Genomic DNA, 20638 nt, shown 5'->3' on the forward strand with positions numbered 1-20638 from the left:
GCCCGCGCGGCAATCTACTGACCAGTTGCTTTGCTAGGCAACGATCGCCAGCGGCTGCTCAACCGCCTCGCGAAACGCCTGCATCACGCGTGCGGCAATCGCCCCGTCTATCGCGCGGTGGTCGAAACTGGCGGTCGCTCGCAGGATCGTCGCGAGCTGCGGGGCACCGGCGCCGTCCGGCACGAACCGCGCCTCGCTTGCGCCGACCCCCAGGATCATCGCCTGTGGCGGATTGATGATCGGGATCATCTCGCTGACTCCGTACATCCCCAAGTTGGAGAGCGACACGGTGCCCCCCCGACAGACTTCGGGCGCAAGGCTGCCGTCGCGCGCCGCATCGGCCAGCGCGCGTGACTGCTGTGACAGGGCGGACAGCGCGCAGCGGCCGACATCATTGATCACCGGGGTCACCAGGCCGCCCTCAACGGCCACGGCCATCGCGATATCGACCCGATCGAACATGTAGAGCGTGTCGCCGCCGAAGCGCACATTCGCCTCCGGCACCATCACCAGCGCGACCGCGAGTGCCTTCATCAGAAAATCGTTGATCGAGATCTTCACGCCTGATGCGGCGAGGCCCGCGTTCAGTTGCGCGCGCAACGCCAGCAGCGCATCAATCCGGCAATCGGACGATAGATAGAAATGCGGCACGTCCCGCTTGGACTCGGTCAGGCGGCGGGCGATCGTCCGGCGCATGGCCGAAAGCGGCAGCGTATGGAACGGTATGTCGGTCGGCGGCTCTTGTGGCGGGGCAGCGGCCGGGACCGCAGCCGGTACCGGTGCCGGTGCCGACGAGGTGGCGGACACCATCGCACGCACAGGCAGGATATCGGCGAGCAGGATGCGCCCGCCGGCGCCGCTGCCCTTCACCTGGTGAAGGTCCATCCCCCGCGCTTCGGCCACCTTGCGCGCCAGCGCCGAGGAGGAACCATCGTACACCGGCGGATCTCTCCGCACGCGGGCGAGCGCGCCGGCCGTGGGCGGCGCGGCGGGGACGGCCGGGATGGCGGTAGCCATAACCGCTTCCCCGGTCGGGGTCGGCGCAGGTTCGCGGTGGGGCGTTGCCTGCCCGGCCGATTCCGATTCCGCTACACCGATCCGCGCGATCGCGGTGCCGACCGCCACGTCATCGGTCCCCTGGGGCACGAGGATGGACAGCAGCACCCCGCCTTCCTCCGCTTCGAGTTCCATCGTCGCCTTGTCGGTCTCGACCTCGGCGAGCAGGTCGCCAGGCGCGATGGGGTCACCCTCGCGGACCAGCCATTTGGCGATCGTGCCATATTCCATCGTCGGCGAGAATGCCGGCATGAGCAGGTCCGTCGTCATCGGCTATGCGTCCAGCAGGAGTTCGGCGGCGGCCTCGACGATCGCGTCTGGATCGAGCCGGTAGGTGCGATAGAGATCGGGCAGGTCGCCAGTCTGGCCGAAACGATCGATGCCGAGCGGGCTTACCCGCTGGCCCAGCACCCCGCCGATCCACGAGAGGGCGGAGGGCGATCCGTCTATGATCGTGACCAGCCCGGCGCCGGGCGCAAGATCGCGCAGCAGCCGCTCGATATGGCTCGGCGTGGCCTCGCGGCTGCCCCAGCGCGCCGAACGCCGGGCGGACCAGCCGCGATGCAGCAGATCGGGCGACGTCACGTTGAGCAGCCCCAACCCCGGCAGATCCTCGGACATGCTTTCCCAAGCCGCGATCGCCTCGGGAGCGATCGCGCCGGTGAACAGGATGGCGACCTGAGCGTCCGCTTGTGGCCGTCGCAGCCAATAAGCGCCCTTCACCGCATCCACTTGCCAGTCGTCATCCGTCCTTTCGATCTGCGTGAGCGCGCGCGTACTGAGCCGAAGATATACGGAGCCGCCCTCCGGCGCCGGTGCCTGCAGATGATGAAAGGCATGCTCCATCATCAACGCCAGTTCGTCGACGTAAGCCGGTTCAAAATAGGTCAGGCCCGGCTGCCCCATGCCGATCAGCGGCGAGTTGATCGATTGGTGCGCTCCGCCCTCGGGGCCGAGCGTCAGGCCCGACGGTGTTGCGACGAGCAGAAAGCGCGCATCCTGGTAGCACCCGTAGTTTAGCGCATCGAGGCCGCGCGCGATGAACGGGTCATAGACCGTCCCGACCGGGATAAGGCGCGTGCCGAACAGCGGCTCAGCCAGCCCCAATGCCGCCAGCATCAGGAACAGATTGTTCTCGGCGATACCCAACTCGATATGCTGGCCGGCGCCGTGACCGACCCATTTCTGCGGCGAGGGGATCTTGGCGGCGTGAAAGACGTCGGCCAGTTCCTGTCGGCGGAACAGCCCGCGCTGGTTCACGAACGCGCCGAGGTTGGTCGAGACCGTCACGTCGGGCGAGGTCGTGACGATCCGGTCGGCGATCGGGTGCCCCGCCTTGGCGAGTTCGAGCAGGATGCGGCCGAAGGCGGCCTGCGTCGATTGTTCGGCGCCCTGCGGTGCGGCGATCGCCGGCACCGCCACTGCGTCCGCCTGCACCGACGGGAGCGCGGCGAGCGGCGCCGTCGCGACGAACGCTTCCAGCGCCTTCGCGGCATTGTGGCCAAGCCCGCCGTAGGGAGACCATTCGTCGCCCTCCGCAATGCCGAGCGAGGTGCGCAGATCGCCGATCTGGGTGGGGTTCATCAGCCCGGCGTGATTATCCTTGTGGCCCGCGAAAGGCAGGCCGTAGCCCTTGATGGTATAAGCGATGAACATCGTCGGCCGGTCGTCGGCGGCGTCGGCGAACGCCTCCATCAGCGTCTCGACGCAGTGGCCGCCAAGATTGGTCATCAACGTCGAAAGTGCGGGATCGTCGTAGCTGTCGAGCAGGGCGGCGATATCGGGCATCGCCCCGATATCGGCGAGGATGCGCTTCCGCCAGGCCGCCCCCCCCTGATAGGTCAGCGCTGCGTAATCGGCATTCGGGCATGCATCGATCCACTGCTCCAGCGCCTTGCCACCGGGCCGCGCGAAGGCGGCAAGCTGCATCTTTCCATGTTTCAGGGTGATGACCCGCCAGCCGCAGGTACGAAAGATGTCGTCGAAGCGGTTGAACATCCGGTCGGCCGTCGTGTGGTCCAGCGACTGGCGGTTATAGTCGACGATCCACCAACAGTTGCGGATGTCGTGCTTGTAGGCCTCGATCAGGCATTCGTAGATATTGCCCTCGTCGAGTTCGGCATCTCCCATCAGCGCCACCATGCGGCCGGTCTGGTCGGCGCCAAGGCGGCCATGGGCGATGAGATAATCCTGCACAAGGCTGGCGAACGCCGTGATCGCCACGCCGAGGCCGACCGATCCGGTCGAGAAATCGACCGGGATGCGGTCCTTCGTGCGGGAGGGATAGCTCTGCGCCCCGCCCATACCCCGGAACCGCTCCAGCTGGTCGCGCTCTTGCCGGCCGTAGAGATACTGGATCGCATGCAGCACCGGCCCGGCGTGAGGCTTTACGGCCACCTTGTCCTGCGGGCGCAGAGCATGGAAGTACAGCACCGCCATGATCGTCGAGATCGACGCGCACGATGCTTGATGGCCACCGACCTTAAGGCCGTCACGGCTCGGCCGCAGATGGTTGGCATTGTGTATGGTCCAAGCGGAGAGCCAGCGCAGACGGGCATCCAGCGTGACCAGCGATTCTATCGCGCCCGAATCCGGTCCACCCGACATTCCTGCCCTCCCACTGTCATTTTGACCGTTTGTACAGGTTGAACGTTGGTGATGTCCAGCCGAAATTGCCGTGGACGCTCGATCACGCGCCGAGATCCACGCGATAACCATGCCTGCCGAATTCTGAGTTGACAAATTGGTCAGTCTCTCGGCATAGTCGTGGAAAGCGCGACACGGACCGCGCAGCGCGCAGATAGCCCGCGAGGGGAGGCGAATGGCGAAGATCATCTTCAAGCAGCCCGATGGCGAGTCGGTCGACATCGATGCACGCAACGGTTTCACCCTGATGGAGGTCGCCGTCAACAACGGCGTGGTCGGGATAGACGGCGAGTGTGGCGGCGGCTGTTCCTGCGCCACCTGCCATGTCTATATCGATGCCAACTTCATCGATGCGATCGATCCGCCGACCGAATATGAAACCGATCTGCTCGAATGCATCGTGGGATATACTGAACGCTCCCGCCTGTCCTGTCAGGTCAAGGTCAGTGATGCCTTGGACGGCATCCTTCTCACCATCCCGTCGGATCAGGGGCTCGCCTGAAGCGAACCGGACGGCAGCCAAGGAGTGGTTATGGAAGCGATCATGGAAGCGCCCCCCCTCAGCCCGGCCGTAGCGCGGCCGGCGCATGTGCCGGAGGACCGCGTCGTCGACTTCGACATCTACGCGCCGCCGAACGGGCGCGAGAACTTCCATCTGGCCTGGAAGGCGCTGAAGGATAGCGGCGTGCCCGAACTCGTCTGGACCCCGCGCAACGGCGGCCACTGGATGGCGACCACCGGGCGGTTGATCAGCCACATCTTCGCCGACTACAAGCGCTTCTCCAGCCGCGTGCTGTTCGTGCCGAAGGAAAATGGCGAGCACCACCAGCTGCCCCCATCGACGATCGATCCTCCGACGCACCGGCCCTACCGCGCGCTCATCACCAACGGTCTCTCGCCGCGCGGTGTCGCAGCGATCGAGGATCGGATCCGCACGATGGCAGCCAGCCTGATCGAAGACCTGCGGCCGAACGGGCGCTGCAACTTCACGACCGACTACGCCGAGCAATTGCCGGTCCGCATCTTCATGAACATGGTCGATCTTCCGATGGAGGACGCCCCGAAGATCAAGTATTGGGTCGATCAGACCACCCGCCCCGATGGTACGATGAACTATGCGGACGCGATCGCCGCACTCGTCAGCTATATGGCGCCGTGGACGGAGGCTCGTCGCGGAGGCCTCGGCACCGATCTTATCACCGGGATCGTCAACGGTAAGGTCGGTGACCGTGCCCTCACCCCCAAGGAAGCCGCCGAACTCTGCGCGCAGGTGCTGGTGGGGGGCGTCGATACCGTCGTCAACATGCTCAGCTTCATCATGCTGCATTTCGCCACGCATCCGGAAAGCGCCCGCGAACTGGTGGAGACACCCGAGTTGATCGGCATCGCGGTCGAGGAACTGCTTCGTCGCTTCCCGATCATTTCGGACGGGCGCGAGATCGCCGGCGACATGGAATTCGAGGGCGTCGCCATGAAGGCGGGTGAGATGATCGTGCTGCCCACGGTCCTGCACGGCCTGGACGAGAATGAAAATCCCGATCCGCTCACCGTCAGTTTCCACCGCTCGACGGCCAACCACTCCACCTTCGGCAACGGCGCGCATAAATGCCCCGGCGCACATCTGGCGCGTGTCGAGATCCGCATCACGTTGGAGGAATGGTTCAAGCGCATTCCCGTTTTCAGTGTCGATCCGGCAGCGCAGATCACCTTCAGCTGCGGTGTAGTCGGCTGCGTCGATCGCCTGCCGCTGATATGGGATCCGGCAACCACATCGGATGCGGCCTGATATCACAGGCTCACAGCGAGGAGGGATGATGACCGAGACAACCGAAAGACTGCTCCCGCAGGGCTTTGAGGATCTGGAGCCGCTGGTCGAATATTGGGCGGGCGAGGATGGCCAGATCCGCTGGGATCGCCGCGCGCAGGCCGAAATGGCGAGCATCACCGCCTTCTACAATCAGATGGTCAGCCGCGCCGATGCCGCTCTTGCCTATCTCATGCCGTTTGATCTGAACGCCTTTCCCGGGCCCGAGGCGCGGCTTTATCGTCTCGTGCTCTCGCTTGCCCACGCCGCCATGGCGGTGGAGCTCCATGGGCAGCCTCGCGCGCCGCACTCGCCTTATCCCCACGGCATCAGGCTGGTGCAGGGGCCGCAGCCCTTCGCCTGACGAAAAACATAGACAGGAGAGATTAATGGCGACCACCAAGGAAACGGTCTCGGCCTTTTTCAGCAAGCTGTGTTCGGGCGATTTCGCCGGCGGATTCGATACGCTGAGCGAGGATTCCACTTGGACGATCATCGGTGACACGCCGCTATCCAGGCGCTTCACCAAGCAGACGCTGCTCAGCGACATGATCCCGATGCTCTCCACCTTCAAGGAACCAGCCAAGATGGCGGTCGACGACATCATCGCCGAAGGCGACCGTGCCGCCGTGATCGCTAACGTCCACGGCGTCGGCCCCCACGGCCCTTACGATCAGCACACCTATTGTTTCATCTGCCGCGTGAAGGACGACAGGATCGTCACGATCGTCGAGTATCTCGACACCGTCGCAGTTGAGACCGCGCTCGTAGGCAGCAAAATCGTTCGGCCCAGCTGAACACAAACGGGATGATAAAATGAAAGCCTATCGGATCGTCGAGTGGGGCCGCGCACCGGAGTTTGAGGAGGTGACAAAGCCTACTCCCGGTCCGGGCGAGGTCGTCCTGCGTATGAAGGGGGCAGGCCTGTGCCGCTCCGATCTCGATATGATGGCCGGCCCGCCTTATTCGGACTGGCTCAGCGCCGGCTATACGCTCGGCCATGAGAATGCCGGCATCATCGATGCCTGCGGACAAGGCGTCACCGGCGTGCGGGAAGGGGACGCCGTTGTCGTCCACCACATGCAGGTATGCGGTTACTGCGACTACTGCCTAAACGGCGTGGAACAGAGCTGCACCACTAATTCGCGCGGTCCGCTGCCGATCACCCGCGGCTGCGGCATCGATGGCGGCCTCGCGCCCTATCTCGTGGTTCCGCGCAAGGAGGTCCTGTCCATTGGTGCACTTGATCCTGTGAAGGTCGCACCGCTGACGGACGCCGGCGTGACCGCCTACCGTGCCGTCAAGAGCGTGGAGGAACGGCTGACGGCCGGCACCAATGCGCTTGTGATCGGCATCGGCGGCCTCGGCGCGTTCGGCGTGCAGTTCCTAAAAATCCTGTCTCAGGCGCGGATCTTTGCGGTCGATGTTGCGCCCGCGCGCCTGCAGCACGCTCATACGCGCGGCGCCGATCACGCGATCCTCTCGGACGACCGCGCCGCCGAACAGATCATGGACCTCACCGGTGGACGCGGCTGCGAGGCGATCATCGACTTCGTCGGGTCGGACGCCACGCTCGCGCTGGCCGCGCGAGTCTCGCGGCCGCAGGGCCGGATCGTTCTCGTCGGCATGGAACTGGGCACGCTCAGCGTCGGCTGGGGTACCATGGCGACGAGCTGCGAATTCGCCATCTCGCTCGGCAGCAAGCGAGCCGATCTACGTGAAGTCTGCGATCTCGCCGCGCGCGATCTGCTGCACATCGACATCGAACGCTTCGCCTTCGACGAGGTCGAAACCGCCTACGAGCATCTGCGCACTGGCAAGCTCACCGGACGCGCAGTCGTCACGTTCGACTAACCACGCTACATCGAAGCATCGTGGGTCCTGCCACAACCGGCACGGCCCCCTTTTTTATGTCCACTGGCCCATCCGCGCAAAAAAGAGGCCCGCCGATCCATGATCGGCAGGCCCTGAGCAGGGAGGGATATTCGGTTAGTAACGCAACGATACCGAGACGCCATAGGTGCGCGGCATGCCCGCCAGACGGTAGATGGAGTCGAAGCTTTGGGTCGCGTTCGTCCAGTAATACTCGTTGAAAATGTTACGACCGAAGATCCAGGCGCGCCATTTGCCATCGGCATCGGCCACCCCGACCTGTGCATCCACGGTCGTGAAAGCCTTCACGTCGAAGCTGTTGCCCGGCACTTTCACGCCCGGGCGATTGACCGGATCGAGCGGACTCTGCGAGATGATGGCCGGATCGGCGAATAGCCCGATCGTTTTGCTCTGGTAGAGCAGGTTCGCGCCGACAAACCCCTTCAGCCCGTTGCTGATCGGCCGCTCATAATCCGCCGATGCCGTGATATTCCACTTGGGCGTATGTGGGAAGGCAAGGCCCTTATAGTCGAACAGGTTGCCGACCGGATCATAAGCGAAGAAGCTCTTCGTCACCTTCGTATTCACATAGGTCGCGGAGACGTTGAGGTTCAGCCCTTCGGTCGGCAGCGCCTGAACCGAGATCTCCGCGCCGTAAACGCGCGATTTCGGAATGTTGAGCAGCTTGTCCAGAACGCCGAAGAAACCGAACGGATCGAGGATGCGGCCGCGCAGCTGCTTGTCGGTATAGTCGTTGTAGAAGCCCGCGGCGTTGATCTGCAGGCGGCGGTTGAACAGGCCGGCCTTCACGCCGCCCTCATAAGCGAGCACCGATTCCTGCGTCACGCCTTCGAGCTGGCTGTTCGCCACCACGTTGACGGAGGGGAAGCTGCCCGATTTATAGCCCCTGCTCACATTGGCATAGACCAGCATGGTCGGCGTTGCCTGATAATCCACGCCGGCGCGCCAGCTCACATTATCCTGGTTTAGCTTCTGCACGGCAAGGCCGGGGATCAGATCCTTCACGCTGCCATTCGGATTGAGCACGGGATTATTGGAGGTGCATCCGCCGGGCTGGATGTTGAACGGATGGCCGACGATGCTGGCGTAGACGATATTGAAGATGCCGCCCTGCACGCCATCGCCATAATCGGCGGTACAGCCGGTATAGATCCGCTTGTCCTTGGTGTAGCGCGCGCCGCCATGCAGCGTCAGGCTGTCCGTTACCTTGAAATCGACATTGCCGAAAACCGCGACATCCTTGATCGGCTGGCTGAAAAAGGACGCCGCATCGGTGTTGCCCAGGAAGCCGATGTTCACGGAGGATTCCGGCAGGAAATACCCGTTATACTGGTATACCTTATCCTTGGCATAATTACCGCCGACAATGAACTTCAATCGATCGAAGTCACCCGCCAGGCGAACTTCCTGGTTGAACGAGTTGACCTTGCCCTTGTCCGTCAACGAGAAGTCGCGGATATTGGCACCGTCCAGATCGATTGCAAAATTCTGCTTGTACCGGGTGTAGGCGCTGATCGATGTCAGTACCAATCCCTCGGCCAAAGTCAGGTCGGCCCGCAGCGAGGATTGGAACATGCTGTCGTTCCGGCGCAGCGGAAAAAGCGGATTGGCGTCCCAGTCCGCCGCACGCGCATTGTTCGGCGCATGCGGGTAATTGGCATAGGGCGCCGGGCCGCAGCAGGCGAGCAGCGGGAAGGCGTTCTGCAGTTGCGCCGCCTGCGTATCGGATTTGTCGCGCCAGCCATTCACGTTGAGCGTCAGCTGCAGCGCGTCGACCGGGTTCCACATGGCAATGATGCGGCCGGCATATTGCCGCTTGGCGCCGAGCTTGTCGTCGCGCGTGTAGCTTTTCTGCCAGCCGTCGGAACGCGTGCCCATGCCGCTGATGCGAACTTTCAAGCGATCGGACAGCGGCCCGGACACGAACACCTGCCCCATCGCCTCGTTGAAGCGCCCGTAGCTTCCGTCGAAACCCGCCTTAAACTCGTCGGTCGGCTTGGCGGCGATGAAATTGATCGCGCCGGCCGTGGAGTTTTGTCCGAACAGGATGCCCTGCGGCCCCTTCAGCACTTCCACCCGCTCCAAGTCCATCGTAGCGAAGCGCGTCTCGACCGGATAGGACAGCGGCACTTCATCGATATAGGTCGCGACAGTGGAAGCCGAGCCGAGCGTGGAGTCGTCGAAGCCGATGCCGCGAATCGCATAGACCGGCGCACCGCGCGGGGCGGGCGAGGCGACGAAGCCCGGCACCACCTTCGCGAGATCGCTTGGCGAAGTGATGCCCTTCTGCGTCAGCGCGATCGCGGGCAATGCGGTGATCGACATGCCGATCCGGTTCGCCGTTTCCGAACGCTTTTGCGCGGTGACGACAATCTCCTGAATACCTTCATTCGTCGACACCCCGGCCGTATCTGGGGTGGGCGTCGATTGCGTAGCGGACGGCACCACATCGGACGTGACGGCCGGATCGGTACCCGTCTGGCCCGATGGCAACGCGGTCTGCGCATGGGCCGAACCGGCCATCGCAATCGCCGAGACGGACATTATAAGCGCTATTTTGCGATGGTTTGTCATGCAGGCCTCCCCTACGCCGTCCTACCGGCTGTTATGATCGCGGCCAGTTTCCGGCCTACTCAAACTGACCGTATTTACAGTTCGTGCGGCTGTCAACGCAGTTGCTCGGCTTTTTACTGACCAAAGCTCCAGTGAGTTATTGTGCGGTGCGGCAGCAGAAGGTCGCCTGAGCGGGATCGGACCTCGGACCACGCGAGCGATTCATGGCTCACCATCTTATATCCTCATCTTGACCTAGCGGTCAGGCTGATCTAGCGTCTAGTACAAACTCCGGCGAACTATCGATCGCCGCAAGGAGCAAGGACGGAGAGACGATGAACCAGCATGTGCCCATGGCTTCGCGATCGTCGAACAACAGCCTCACCGAAGCGAATGGCCTGTCCACCGGACCAGTGCCAATGGAGCCCTACCGCTCACCCGCTTTCTACGCACTGGAGCAGGAGCGCGTTTTTCGCCGCTCCTGGTTGATGATGGGGCGGGTAGAGGAATTGCCCAAGCCCGGTAGCTACATCGTCAAAGAGGTGGAGGTCTGCAACGCTTCAGTCCTGGTCACCCGCGCTAAGGATGGCGCGATCCGGGCGTTCCATAACGTATGCTCGCATCGCGGCAACCAAGTGGTGCTCGACGATCACGGCACCGCAAGCCGCTTTGTGTGCCGCTATCATAATTGGACATACGCCAACGATGGCAACCTGCTGGGCATACCGGACGAGTCGCAATTCTTCTCAGTTGACAAGAAGAAGTGCGGCCTCACCCCTATCGCCGCCGAAGTATGGGAAGGGTTCGTCTTCATCAATCTCAGCCCCGTGCCGGAAGTTTCTCTGACAGAGTTTCTCGGCGATTTCGGCGAGTACCTCGCCGGGCTGAAATACACCGCCGCAGAGCATCCGGTCGTGTTCGTTGCGGAATTGGATTGCAATTGGAAAGTCGTGTCGGACGCATTCAGCGAATCCTATCACATCCCGGCCATCCATCCGCAGACGATCGGCGACACCTTCGCCTCCAAGAGCAACCCGTTCGCTCATCTGCTCGACGCGAAGATCTTCGGACCGCATCGAGTCAACTCGATGTTTGGCAACAGCCAATATGAGGCTAAGCCTAACAGCCTTGTCGAGCGACTCGGCCAGGCGGCGATGGCGACGGGCAATGCGATCTCGGCGGTCAGCGCCGATACGGTGTCCGAATTTCTCAGCCACCCGGCCGTCAATCCCACGGGCTCGGCCGACTGGTCGATGGACGTCAACCATGTCTTCCCAAATACGCACATCGATTCGGGCCAGGGCGGTTTCTTCGTCCATCAATATTGGCCGCTGTCCTACAATCGCACGCGTCACGAGGCGCGCTTTTACATCTCGCCGCCCACCAACGTGGTCGAGCGCTTCCGGGTCGAGCAATATATCGCCCGCGTCTGCGAAGTGCTGCTCGAGGATCTGACCAACGTGGCGCGCACGCAGAAGGGTCTCGAATCCCGCGCCAAGGATTTCATGCAGCTGCAGGATAACGAGATCCTCCTCCGCCACGGCATCGACATGGTGGAAAAGTGGGTCGCGGCTGAAACGGTTCGCGAGGCGATGGCCTGACCATCACCACGCTTCAACAAGATCGGGAGAGACGGGTGAGTAGTTTACAAGGCAAGTCGGCGCTGATCACCGGCGCTGGCTCCGGGATCGGCTTGGCCACCGCCAAGACCTTGGCGTCGCGCGGCGCACGCATCATGGTCTCCGATCTGCGCGAGGATGCCGCCCGCGCCGGGGCCGAGGAGATCAAGGAGGCCGGCGGCGAAGCGGATTTCGTGATCTGCGATATCGGCGATGAGGCGCAGATCGAGCAGGCGGTGGCCGCCACTGTCGCGCGTTTCGGTCGGCTCGATATCCTGCACAACAACGCCGCGCTTCTCTCGCCCGACGTGCTTGCGGCGGATGTAGATGTGCTGACAATCCCGGTGGAAGTCTGGGATCAGGTGATGAACGTCTCGCTACGCGGCACGATGCTGGGGTGCAAATATGGCGTGAAGGCCATGCTGGAAACCGGCGGCGGCGCCATCGTCAACACCTCTTCGATGTATGGGATGAGTGCTTTCAACCGAATGCCGGCGTACGGTGTTTCGAAGGCGGCGATCAACATGCTCACCCAGCATGTTGCCACTGCCTACGGACGCAAGAATATCCGGTGCAACGCCGTCGCTCCCGCGCTCATCAAGACGGCGGCCTCCGAAGCATTCATTCCGAAGCCGCTTACGGAATTGCATGACGATGCGGCCGCCCTCCCCTTCTCGGGCACCGCGCAGGATATGGCGAACGTCGTCGCCTTCCTCGCATCGGACGAGTCGCGCTACATCACCGGCGAGGTTCTGCGCGTCGATGGTGGAACCACCTCGCATCTCGCGACCTATGCCGACGCCCGCCGCTTCTTCGGCGATTGACGGTGAAGCTTGCACGTTATCGTCGGGACAACGGGCCAGCCCTGCTCGGCATCGTCACCGATGCCGGGCTTGTCGGGATCGCGGCGCACCTGCCTGATGCGCCGGGTGACATGGTTGATCTGATCGGCGCCTGGACCGATTGGAAAGAGCCGCTGGCGCAACTGACGGCCGTGCCACACGACGATGCACTGGCCGATGTCGAACTGCTCGCGCCGATCGCGCGGCCAGGCAAGATCCTCGGCATCGGCCTGAACTATGCTGATCATGTCGCCGAATCGGGGATGGAGAAACCGGCCGATCAGATGTGGTTCGCTAAGATGGGCACCACTGCCAACGGCCCGTTCGCGCCGATCCCCCTGCCCCGCGTTTCCACCGCGCTGGATTACGAGGCCGAGCTGGTCATCGTCGTCGGCCGCCCCGCCAAGCATGTCGCGACGACGGATGCGCCGGCCCACATCTTCGGCTACTGCGTCGGCAACGATGTCAGCGTGCGCGATTGGCAGCTGCGGACCAGCCAGTTCACCATCGGCAAATCCTTCGATGGCCACGCTCCGTTCGGCCCGTGGATCGTCACGGCAGATGAACTCGATCCGTCCGGTCTCGTCATCGGCTGCACCGTCAATGGCGAACAACGGCAAAAATCGAACACGCATAATCTGGTGTTCGATTGCGCCGATCAGATCGCCTTCCTGTCACAGGCGATGACGCTGGAGCCCGGTGACATCCTGTTTACCGGCACGCCCGGCGGGGTCGGCGCCGCGATGAAGCCGCCCCAATTCCTGAAAGCCGGCGATGTCGTGCGGGTGGAAATCGAAGGCATCGGTGCGATCGAGAATCGCGTCGAGCCGGAAGCCTGAAACCATAAAGAGGGAGAGAGTCTCATGCGTTTTCACCACATGGCCATCATGGTCACCGACCTTGAGGAAGCGATCAAGCTCTGGCGCGATACGATGGGGTTCGAGCTTGGCGTGCAGACCGTGATTCCCGATGGCCCGGAAGCCGGTCCGGAAACCTTCATGTACCCGGCTCTGCTCGACGATATCTTCAAGGTGAAGGGCGCGCGCTCGAAAATGGCGCTGCTCAGTTCAAAGGAAGGCGCGTTCATCGAGCTGCAGGAATGTGAAAACCCGGTCATCAAGAAGACACCGGAAGAAAATCTGCGCTACGGTCATACCGGTATTCACGAGCTCGGCCTGATCGTCGAAGATCTCGATGGCTGGTATGCGCGGATCAAGGCCGCCGGCTACCGCATGCAGACCGATTATGTCTGGAGCTGCGCGAACCTTGGCCGCTCCTTCCTGTTCTACGATCAGGATGGCAACATGATCCAGATGTGGGAAAATCCGCCGGGCGAAGCCGCCACCTGGAGCTGATCGGTCGATCCGCGTTCCGCCACTGCATCGAGGATATCCGATGATCCCCAAATTCGCCCACGATGCGCTGGCGGGCCTCGGCACCGTCGTCCAGGTCGCCTTCATCCCGCGCGATTTCGATGCGAGCTTCCGTTACTGGACGGAGGTGATGGGGGCGGGGCCGTTCTACCATCTCGAACATATCCCGCTGCAGAATACGCGCTACATGGGGCAGCCGGCCGAGTGCGATCTTTCCGCCGCGCTCGGCTATTGGGGCGATATCCAGATCGAGCTGATCGTGCAGCACGATACGGCTCCGTCGATCTATCGCGACTGGCTCGCCTCGGGTCGTAACAGCGTCCACCATATCGGCGTCCTCGTCGACGATTTCGATCGGGCCTATGCGGCGCTTGCCGCGGCGGGTGGCGTCGCGGTGCAGGAGACCGAGATCGTCGATGCGACGCGCGCGGCCTATTTCCAGATGCCCGATCCCGATGCGCCGATCGTCGAGCTGCTCTGGCTGCGCGAGCATTTCCTGACCATGTGGGCAAGGATGCGGGAAAGCTCGACGACGTGGGATGGCAAGACCGATCCGCTGCGGGCGCCCCCCGCCTGACCGCCTTGTTCCTCTGAAGACATCTTGGCCGTGCATCCGGCTTGCGGGAGAATATCATGCAGAGCGCGTTGCTGGACCCGCGTCGGATCGATCCACGGCGTATCGTGCTCGGTCTCGTCCTCGCCGCTATCGCCCTCGCGCTGATCGCGGGCGGGGGCTGGCTGATCGCGCTCGGCGGCAGCGCTTATTATCTGCTGGCCGGTCTTGCCGTCATCGGGTCGGCGTGGCTGATCGCGCGGGGGGACCGGCGCGGCATCTGGCTTTACGGTGCCATGCTGATCGGCACCCTGCTCTGGGCGCTGGCGGAAAGCGGCGGAAACTCGTGGGGCTTGCAGGCGCGCATCCTTGCCCCGGTCGTGCTCGGCCTCTGGGTCGGCTGGCCCTATATCCGGCGGATCGGCGCGCGCGGGCTGATCGTCGTCGCGATCGCCGTCGCCGTGCTGCTCGCCGTCTTGCTCCATCTCGGCGACCGGACCGAGGCGCCCGTCACCACGGCCGCCGCCTCGTCCGCACCGGCCGACTGGCAGCATTATGGCAACACCATCGCCGGCACCCGCTTCAGCCCCGCGAGCCAGATCACCCCCGGCAACGTCGCCGGGCTCGAACGCGCATGGACCTACCGGACCGGCATCAAGCAAAGCCGCATGGGCTTCGAGACGACGCCGTTGATGGTCAACGACACGCTCTACCTCTGCACGCCGAACAACGTCATCGTCGCGCTCGATCCGGATACGGGCGCGCGCCGCTGGCAATATGATCCCAAGGTCAACGCACCGCCCACCGGCACCTGCCGCGGGGTCAGCTATTATCGCGTGCCGAACGCCACCGGACCGTGTGCCGAGCGTATCCTGACCGCGACCACCGATGCCCGCCTGCTTGCGGTGGACGCGACCACCGGCGCCCCCTGCTCCGGCTTCGGCACGGGCGGCGCGGTCGATCTGCGGGTCGGCATGGGGCGGGTGGACAAGGGCTATTATTATGTCAGCTCGGCCCCGGCGATCGTGCGCGGTAACGTGATCCTCGGCGGCTGGGTGCTGGACGGCCAATATGTCGGCGAGCCATCGGGCGTGATCCGCGGCTTCGATGCCGTCACCGGCCAGTTCGCCTGGGCGTGGGATATGGAACGGCCTGACGATCACGGCCTGCCGCCCCCCGGCAAGACCTATTCGCACGGCACGCCGAACAGCTGGGGGCCGATCAGCGCTGACGAGGTGCTCGGCCTCGTGTATCTGCCGATGGGCAATTCGACGCCGGATTATTGGGGCGGCCACCGCTCGGCCACCTCGGAGAAATTTACCGATGCCGTCGTCGCGCTCGATGCGGCCACCGGCCATCTGCGCTGGTCGTTCCAGACGGCGCGGCACGATCTGTGGGATTATGACGTCGCCGGCCAGCCGACGCTGATCGACCTGCCGCTCGGCGGGCGGACGGTGCCGGCGCTCGCGCAGGCGACGAAGCGCGGCGAGCTGTTCCTGCTCGATCGCCGCACCGGCACGCCGCTGAAGAAGGTGGAGGACCGGCCCGTGCCGCAGGGCGCGGCGCCTGGCGATTTCACGGCACCCACCCAGCCATTCTCGGTCGGCCTGCCCTCGTTCGACGACACCGTGATCCGCGAGCGGACGATGTGGGGGGCGACGCCGATCGATCAGCTCTGGTGCCGCATCAAGTTCCGTCAGGCGCGCTACGAAGGGCCGATGACGCCGCCGGGCATCAGGCCGTCGATCACCTATCCGAGCTATCTCGGCGGTATCGACTGGGGCGGCATCTCGGTCGATCCGGAGCGGCATCTGGCGATCGTCAACTGGAACCGGATGGCGAACTATACCCGCCTCGTGCCGCGCGCCGATGCGACGGGGGTCAAGCCCTCGATCGACGGCGGCATCCATGTCGGCGATCCGGTGCCGCAGATCGGCACGCCGTTCGCGCTGTTCACCGGCGCCTTCCTCTCGCCGCTCGGCATCCCCTGCACCGAACCGCCTTACGGCAAGATCGGCGTCGTCGATCTGGTCAGCGGCAAGATGGTGTGGCAGCGGCCGCTCGGCAGCGCGGCGGGCAGCGGTCCGCTCGATCTGCGCAGCCACCTGCCGATCCCGATGGGCGTGCCGAACCAGGGCGGCTCGCTGACCACGCGAACCGGGCTGATCTTCATCGCGGCCAGCCAGGATCGCGCGATCTGGGCGTTCGAGGTCTCGAGCGGGCGCAAGCTCTGGCAGTCGGCGCTGCCCGTCGGCGGTCATGCCAACCCGATGACCTATGTGAGCGCGAAGACCGGCCGCCAATATGTCGTCATCGCCGACGGCGGCAACGCCTCGCTCCACTCGGGCAGCGGCGACTATGTGATCGCCTTCGCCTTGCCGCGTGGACGTTGACAAGAATTGAGTAATTGGTCAGGATCGGGAGGAGACGGCCGGTCGCCGCGAACATGAGAGAGGATGGAAATGGGATTGCTTGATTTCGCCCGTCGGGTCGCGATCGTCACCGGCGGCGGGCGCGGAATGGGGCGCAGCCACGCGCTGATGCTTGCCTCGCGCGGCGCCCGCATCGTCGTCAACGACATCCTCTCGCCGACCGGGGAAAACCCGGCCGAGGACGTCGCCGCCGAAATCCGCGCCGCCGGTGGCGAGGCGGTCCCGGTCAACGACAGCGTCGTCGGTGGGTGCGATGCGATCGTGCAGGCGGCGATCGATGCGTTCGGCCAGCTCGACATCATCGTGAGCAACGCCGGCGTGATGAGCAGCGAGACGCTTGCCGATGCGGCGGCGGAGAATTGGCACACCGTCTTCGACATCCACTTTCGCGGCACCGTCGAGGTCTGCCGTGCCGCCTGGCCGCATCTGGTCAAGTCCGGTTCGGGCCGCATCGTCACCACCTCGTCCAGCGGGATGCTCGGCAACGCGGGGCTGACCAGCTACGGATCGGCCAAGGGCGGCATCTTCAGCTTCACCCGCAGCCTTGCGATCGAGGGGCAGGATCACGGCATCAACGCCAACGTCATCCTGCCTTCCGCCAAGACCCGGATCACCGACACGATCGACGATCCCGCCATCGCGGCCACCCTGGCGCGGCATTTCCAGTCGGATCACGTCTCCGCGCTCGTCACCTGGCTCGTGCATCAGGATACGGCGGTGACGAACGAGGCGTTCCAGGTGAGCGGCGGGCGCGCCGGCCGCGTGGTGATGGCGGCGATGCCGACCGTCCGCGTGGCGGAGAGCACGCCGGAAATCTGGGCTGAGAAGCAAGGCGAGCTGATGGCGGACGGTCCGCTCAAGCCGCTGCTGACCACCGCCGCGATGTTCGGCGACGAGCTTGCCGATGCCGATCCCGCCATCCGCCACGCCATGAGCGGCGAGACCGGCGGCCTGGCGCTGAAGCCGACCACCGGCCGCGAAGGCTGAGCCGCCGATGGCGACCCAGCCGCATCGGGATCTGCCGGAGAACGTCCCCGTCCATCGCCTCTACGATATCGACATCTATGCGCCGTCGCCGACAGGCGGCGATTATTTCGCGGCATGGGCCAAGATCCATGCCGCGAGCGAGTCCGGCCTGCTGTGGACGCCGCGTAACGACGGCCACTGGATCGCGACGCGCGCCGGGACGATTACCGACGTGCTCTCCGATTACGAGCATTTCTCGAACCGGATCATCTTCGTGCCGAAAAGCTCGGGCGAGGCGCATAATATCGTGCCGACGACGCTCGATCCGCCCGAGCATCGCCCCTATCGCAACATCCTCAACGGCAGCCTCGCACCCAAGCAGGTCAATCGCGTCGAGGAGAGCTTCCGCCCGATCGCCGCCGAGCTGATCGAGACGTTCCGGCTCGACGGGCGCTGCGAATTCGCCACCCAATATGCCGAGCTATTCCCGATCCGCATCTTCATGCGCATCGTCGATCTGCCCGAGGCGGATGCCCCCCGGCTCAAGGCGCTCGCGGACCAGACGATCCGGCCGGATGGGCAGATGACCTATGAGGAGGCGCTCGACGGTCTCTACGCCTATCTCCAGCCGGTCATCGATGCACGGCGCGGCACCGATGGGCAGGACATGATCAGCCGCATCGTCAACGGCGAGGTGAACGGCCGGCCGGTGAACGATCGCGAGGCGCGCGAGATGTGCGCCCAGATGCTGATCGCCGGGCTGGATACGGTGGTGAACTTCCTCACCTTCATGATGCTGTTCCTCGCCACCCACCCGGAGCCGTGTGCCGCTCTGGTGGCCGATCCGGCGCGCATCCCCGCCTTCATCAACGAATTGCTGCGCCGCTTCGGCATCGTCACCACCGGCCGCGTCGTCCGCGAGGACTATGACTATCAAGGCGTCACGCTACGCGCGGGCGACATGGTGGTGGTGCCGACCGCGCTGCACGGCATCGATCCGGCGGTCTATCCCGATCCGCTCGCCGTCTCGCTCGATCGCGGCAATGCGCGCCATTCGGCGTTCGGCAGCGGCAACCACACCTGCCCGGGCGCCCACCTCGCGCGCACCGAGATCCGCGCGACCTTGCAGGAATGGCTGGCGCACATCCCGATATTCTCGCTTGCGCCGGGCAGCGAGCTGCGTTTCTCCGGCGGCATCGTCGCCTGCGTGCACGCGCTGCCGTTGATCTGGGATCCCGCCACGACACGGTGACTTTCGAAAAAGAGGAGAGCGAATTGACCGAGCAAAGTCTGGAACAGCGCATCAAGCTGATCGAGGATGAACTGGCCGTCCAGAAGCTGATGAAGACCTATTGCAAGCGCGCCGACGCGTTCGACTGGGTCGGCTGGGCCGAATGCTTCACCGAGGACTCGCTGTTCGAGTTCCACGGCGGCTTCGGCACGATGAACGGCAAGGCCGACATATTGGAGAAGTGCCGCGGCAGCATGGATCACGTCTATTCGTCGTTCATCCACTATATCGTCGATATCGACGTGGATGTCGACGGCAGCGATCGAGCCACCGGCACCGGCAACATCATCTTCGCGGCGCTGACCGACGACGACAAGCCGACCGACTATCTGCTCCAGGGCGGACGCTACAAATGGGAATTCGCGCGGACCGCCGACGGCTGGCGCATCGCCCGCACGCTGCTGCGCTTCATCTGGAACAACGGGGCGGATGCCGATTCGGTGTTTGTGCCGGACGACGAAAAGGCCGCCGCCTGATCGACAGGGGCCGGCGGAGCGATTGCCCTGCCGGCCGCTGCGACTATCCGACGAAGATTGGCGTGATCGTGCGCGCGGCGATTCGCCACCGTCCGTCGCTCTGCTCCATCACATCCTCGACATCGGCGATGGTCGGCGGAAAGGCCTTCGATCGGCCAGCGTCGGTGCGGTAAAGCGTTAGTAATGAGGAGCAGATGGTACGTCCCTCGCTCCGACGCTCGATATGGAAGTTCGTGACGACGTGCCGCGTCGTCACCTCCTTCTGCGCCGCCCTCGCGGTCATCGCTGCCGCGATATCGGGGCCGGCGATCGTCCCGGGCTTCGGTGATCCGGGCGCGAACGTGACCGTCGCATCCGGCGTGAACAGTGCCAGCGTCTCGTCAGCCCGCCCCATGTCCACGAGCCGGAAGAAATCGAGCACGACGGCCTCGATCGCGTCATGGTCCTGACGGGACATGGTGTGCATAGCGGGCCTCAGCGCAGCTTGATGTCGGCGAGCCCCTTGGCGCCCGCATCCGGTCGCTTCTTGAGCATATCCTCATCCTCGCCGGCGCGGAGCCGAGCCAGCAACGCGGCGGGATCGAATTCCACGCCGATCGGATTCTCGGCAAAGGCCGGCGAATAGAAGAATTTCGTCGATTCCTCGACTGAAGCGTAATTCTCCACCTGAAATTCCATCTGGTTGCCATCGGGGTCCGCATAATAAAGCGAAGTCGTCGGCCCGTGGTTTATTACGTAAATCGGATTGATGCCGATGGCCGCCAGCCGCTCGTAATTCTCCAGCAGGTCCGTTAACGAAGCATAGGTAAACGCGGCATGGTGCACGCCCGCCGTTCCCTCGCCCTGGTCGGCCAGCCCGGGCACGTTCAGGATCGCTACGCGATGATGCTCGTCATCATAGGATAGGAAGGTCAGCAACTCATTCTCGAAAGCGGGTTTAGCGCCGAGCACGGTCCGATACCATTGTACGATCTCAGCGTAGCGGGATGTCCGCAGCACGAAATGCGCCAGCTTCACAGGCGAAACGATATCGGTGGCCGTCATCGGTCGTTCTTCTGCGCCAGTCGCCATCATCATCGCTCCCCGCATTGACTGTGCGGACGGCCTCAGATCATCTGGACAGTCCGATCGCGT

Annotated in this window: 19 protein-coding genes; 14 read left to right on the top strand and 5 right to left on the bottom strand. The window is 63.9% G+C overall.

Annotated elements, in window-relative coordinates:
• Positions 1–33 precede the first annotated feature (33 nt).
• Together GNT64_RS16140 and GNT64_RS16145 are read right to left on the bottom strand one after the other, a co-directional pair.
• Positions 34–1326, bottom strand: a complete 1293-nt coding sequence (locus GNT64_RS16140; RefSeq protein WP_156680451.1) for a dihydrolipoamide acetyltransferase family protein — start codon at positions 1324–1326, stop codon at positions 34–36.
• Positions 1327–1329: 3 nt separating this feature from the next.
• Entirely contained in the window at positions 1330–3663 is a 2334-nt protein-coding gene (locus GNT64_RS16145) for a transketolase (protein ID WP_156681699.1), read from the bottom strand.
• A gap of 214 nt (positions 3664–3877) precedes the next feature.
• Here GNT64_RS16145 and GNT64_RS16150 point away from each other — a divergent pair, with 214 nt between their 5' ends.
• The 5 genes from GNT64_RS16150 (at position 3878) to GNT64_RS16170 (ending at position 7360) form a co-directional block, all read left to right on the top strand.
• Positions 3878–4204 carry a 2Fe-2S iron-sulfur cluster-binding protein gene (locus GNT64_RS16150; protein ID WP_156680452.1) on the top strand — a complete coding sequence of 109 codons (327 nt, stop codon included), beginning with the start codon at positions 3878–3880 and terminating at the stop codon, positions 4202–4204.
• A gap of 183 nt (positions 4205–4387) precedes the next feature.
• Complete coding sequence (locus GNT64_RS16155; RefSeq protein ID WP_156680453.1) at positions 4388–5488, top strand: cytochrome P450; 1101 nt, start codon at positions 4388–4390, stop codon at positions 5486–5488.
• 28 nt (positions 5489–5516) lie between these two features.
• Positions 5517–5870, top strand: a complete 354-nt coding sequence (locus tag GNT64_RS16160) for a hypothetical protein (RefSeq protein ID WP_231639049.1) — start codon at positions 5517–5519, stop codon at positions 5868–5870.
• Positions 5871–5895: 25 nt separating this feature from the next.
• Positions 5896–6303: a nuclear transport factor 2 family protein gene (locus GNT64_RS16165; protein WP_197277033.1), complete on the top strand. Its 408-nt coding sequence runs from the start codon at positions 5896–5898 to the stop codon at positions 6301–6303.
• A 19-nt stretch (positions 6304–6322) separates the two neighbouring features.
• Positions 6323–7360, top strand: a complete 1038-nt coding sequence (locus GNT64_RS16170) for an NAD(P)-dependent alcohol dehydrogenase (RefSeq protein ID WP_156680456.1) — start codon at positions 6323–6325, stop codon at positions 7358–7360.
• A gap of 135 nt (positions 7361–7495) precedes the next feature.
• Here GNT64_RS16170 and GNT64_RS16175 read toward each other — a convergent pair whose 3' ends face one another.
• Complete coding sequence (locus GNT64_RS16175) at positions 7496–9943, bottom strand: TonB-dependent receptor (protein ID WP_197277034.1); 2448 nt, start codon at positions 9941–9943, stop codon at positions 7496–7498.
• A gap of 344 nt (positions 9944–10287) precedes the next feature.
• Here GNT64_RS16175 and GNT64_RS16180 point away from each other — a divergent pair, with 344 nt between their 5' ends.
• From GNT64_RS16180 to GNT64_RS16220, 9 genes are all read left to right on the top strand, one after another.
• A complete protein-coding gene (locus GNT64_RS16180; protein ID WP_156680458.1) occupies positions 10288–11553 on the top strand; it encodes an aromatic ring-hydroxylating oxygenase subunit alpha in 1266 nt (421 codons plus the stop codon).
• Positions 11554–11588: 35 nt separating this feature from the next.
• Positions 11589–12395 (top strand): SDR family NAD(P)-dependent oxidoreductase, encoded by an 807-nt coding sequence (locus GNT64_RS16185; protein WP_156680459.1) that lies wholly within the window; start codon positions 11589–11591, stop codon positions 12393–12395.
• A gap of 2 nt (positions 12396–12397) precedes the next feature.
• Positions 12398–13252 (top strand): fumarylacetoacetate hydrolase family protein, encoded by an 855-nt coding sequence (locus tag GNT64_RS16190; protein WP_156680460.1) that lies wholly within the window; start codon positions 12398–12400, stop codon positions 13250–13252.
• Positions 13253–13276: 24 nt separating this feature from the next.
• Positions 13277–13768, top strand: coding sequence for a VOC family protein (locus tag GNT64_RS16195; RefSeq protein WP_156680461.1), 492 nt, complete (start codon positions 13277–13279; stop codon positions 13766–13768).
• 40 nt (positions 13769–13808) lie between these two features.
• Positions 13809–14363 carry a VOC family protein gene (locus tag GNT64_RS16200; protein ID WP_156680462.1) on the top strand — a complete coding sequence of 185 codons (555 nt, stop codon included), beginning with the start codon at positions 13809–13811 and terminating at the stop codon, positions 14361–14363.
• Positions 14364–14419: 56 nt separating this feature from the next.
• Positions 14420–16732 (top strand): membrane-bound PQQ-dependent dehydrogenase, glucose/quinate/shikimate family, encoded by a 2313-nt coding sequence (locus GNT64_RS16205; RefSeq protein ID WP_156680463.1) that lies wholly within the window; start codon positions 14420–14422, stop codon positions 16730–16732.
• 63 nt (positions 16733–16795) lie between these two features.
• Positions 16796–17758 (top strand): SDR family NAD(P)-dependent oxidoreductase, encoded by a 963-nt coding sequence (locus tag GNT64_RS16210; protein ID WP_156680464.1) that lies wholly within the window; start codon positions 16796–16798, stop codon positions 17756–17758.
• 7 nt (positions 17759–17765) lie between these two features.
• Positions 17766–18989 carry a cytochrome P450 gene (locus tag GNT64_RS16215; protein WP_156680465.1) on the top strand — a complete coding sequence of 408 codons (1224 nt, stop codon included), beginning with the start codon at positions 17766–17768 and terminating at the stop codon, positions 18987–18989.
• 23 nt (positions 18990–19012) lie between these two features.
• Positions 19013–19504, top strand: coding sequence for a nuclear transport factor 2 family protein (locus GNT64_RS16220; RefSeq protein ID WP_197277035.1), 492 nt, complete (start codon positions 19013–19015; stop codon positions 19502–19504).
• Between the two features lie 43 nt (positions 19505–19547).
• Here GNT64_RS16220 and GNT64_RS16225 read toward each other — a convergent pair whose 3' ends face one another.
• Both GNT64_RS16225 and GNT64_RS16230 read right to left on the bottom strand, forming a co-directional pair.
• Positions 19548–19961, bottom strand: coding sequence for a nuclear transport factor 2 family protein (locus tag GNT64_RS16225; RefSeq protein WP_197277036.1), 414 nt, complete (start codon positions 19959–19961; stop codon positions 19548–19550).
• 17 nt (positions 19962–19978) lie between these two features.
• On the bottom strand, positions 19979–20581 hold the full coding sequence (locus GNT64_RS16230; protein ID WP_231639050.1) for a VOC family protein: 603 nt from the start codon (positions 20579–20581) through the stop codon (positions 19979–19981).
• Positions 20582–20638: the final 57 nt, after the last annotated feature.

Source organism: Sphingomonas profundi (genome assembly GCF_009739515.1).
Classification (GTDB): Bacteria; Pseudomonadota; Alphaproteobacteria; order Sphingomonadales; family Sphingomonadaceae; genus Alterirhizorhabdus; species Alterirhizorhabdus profundi.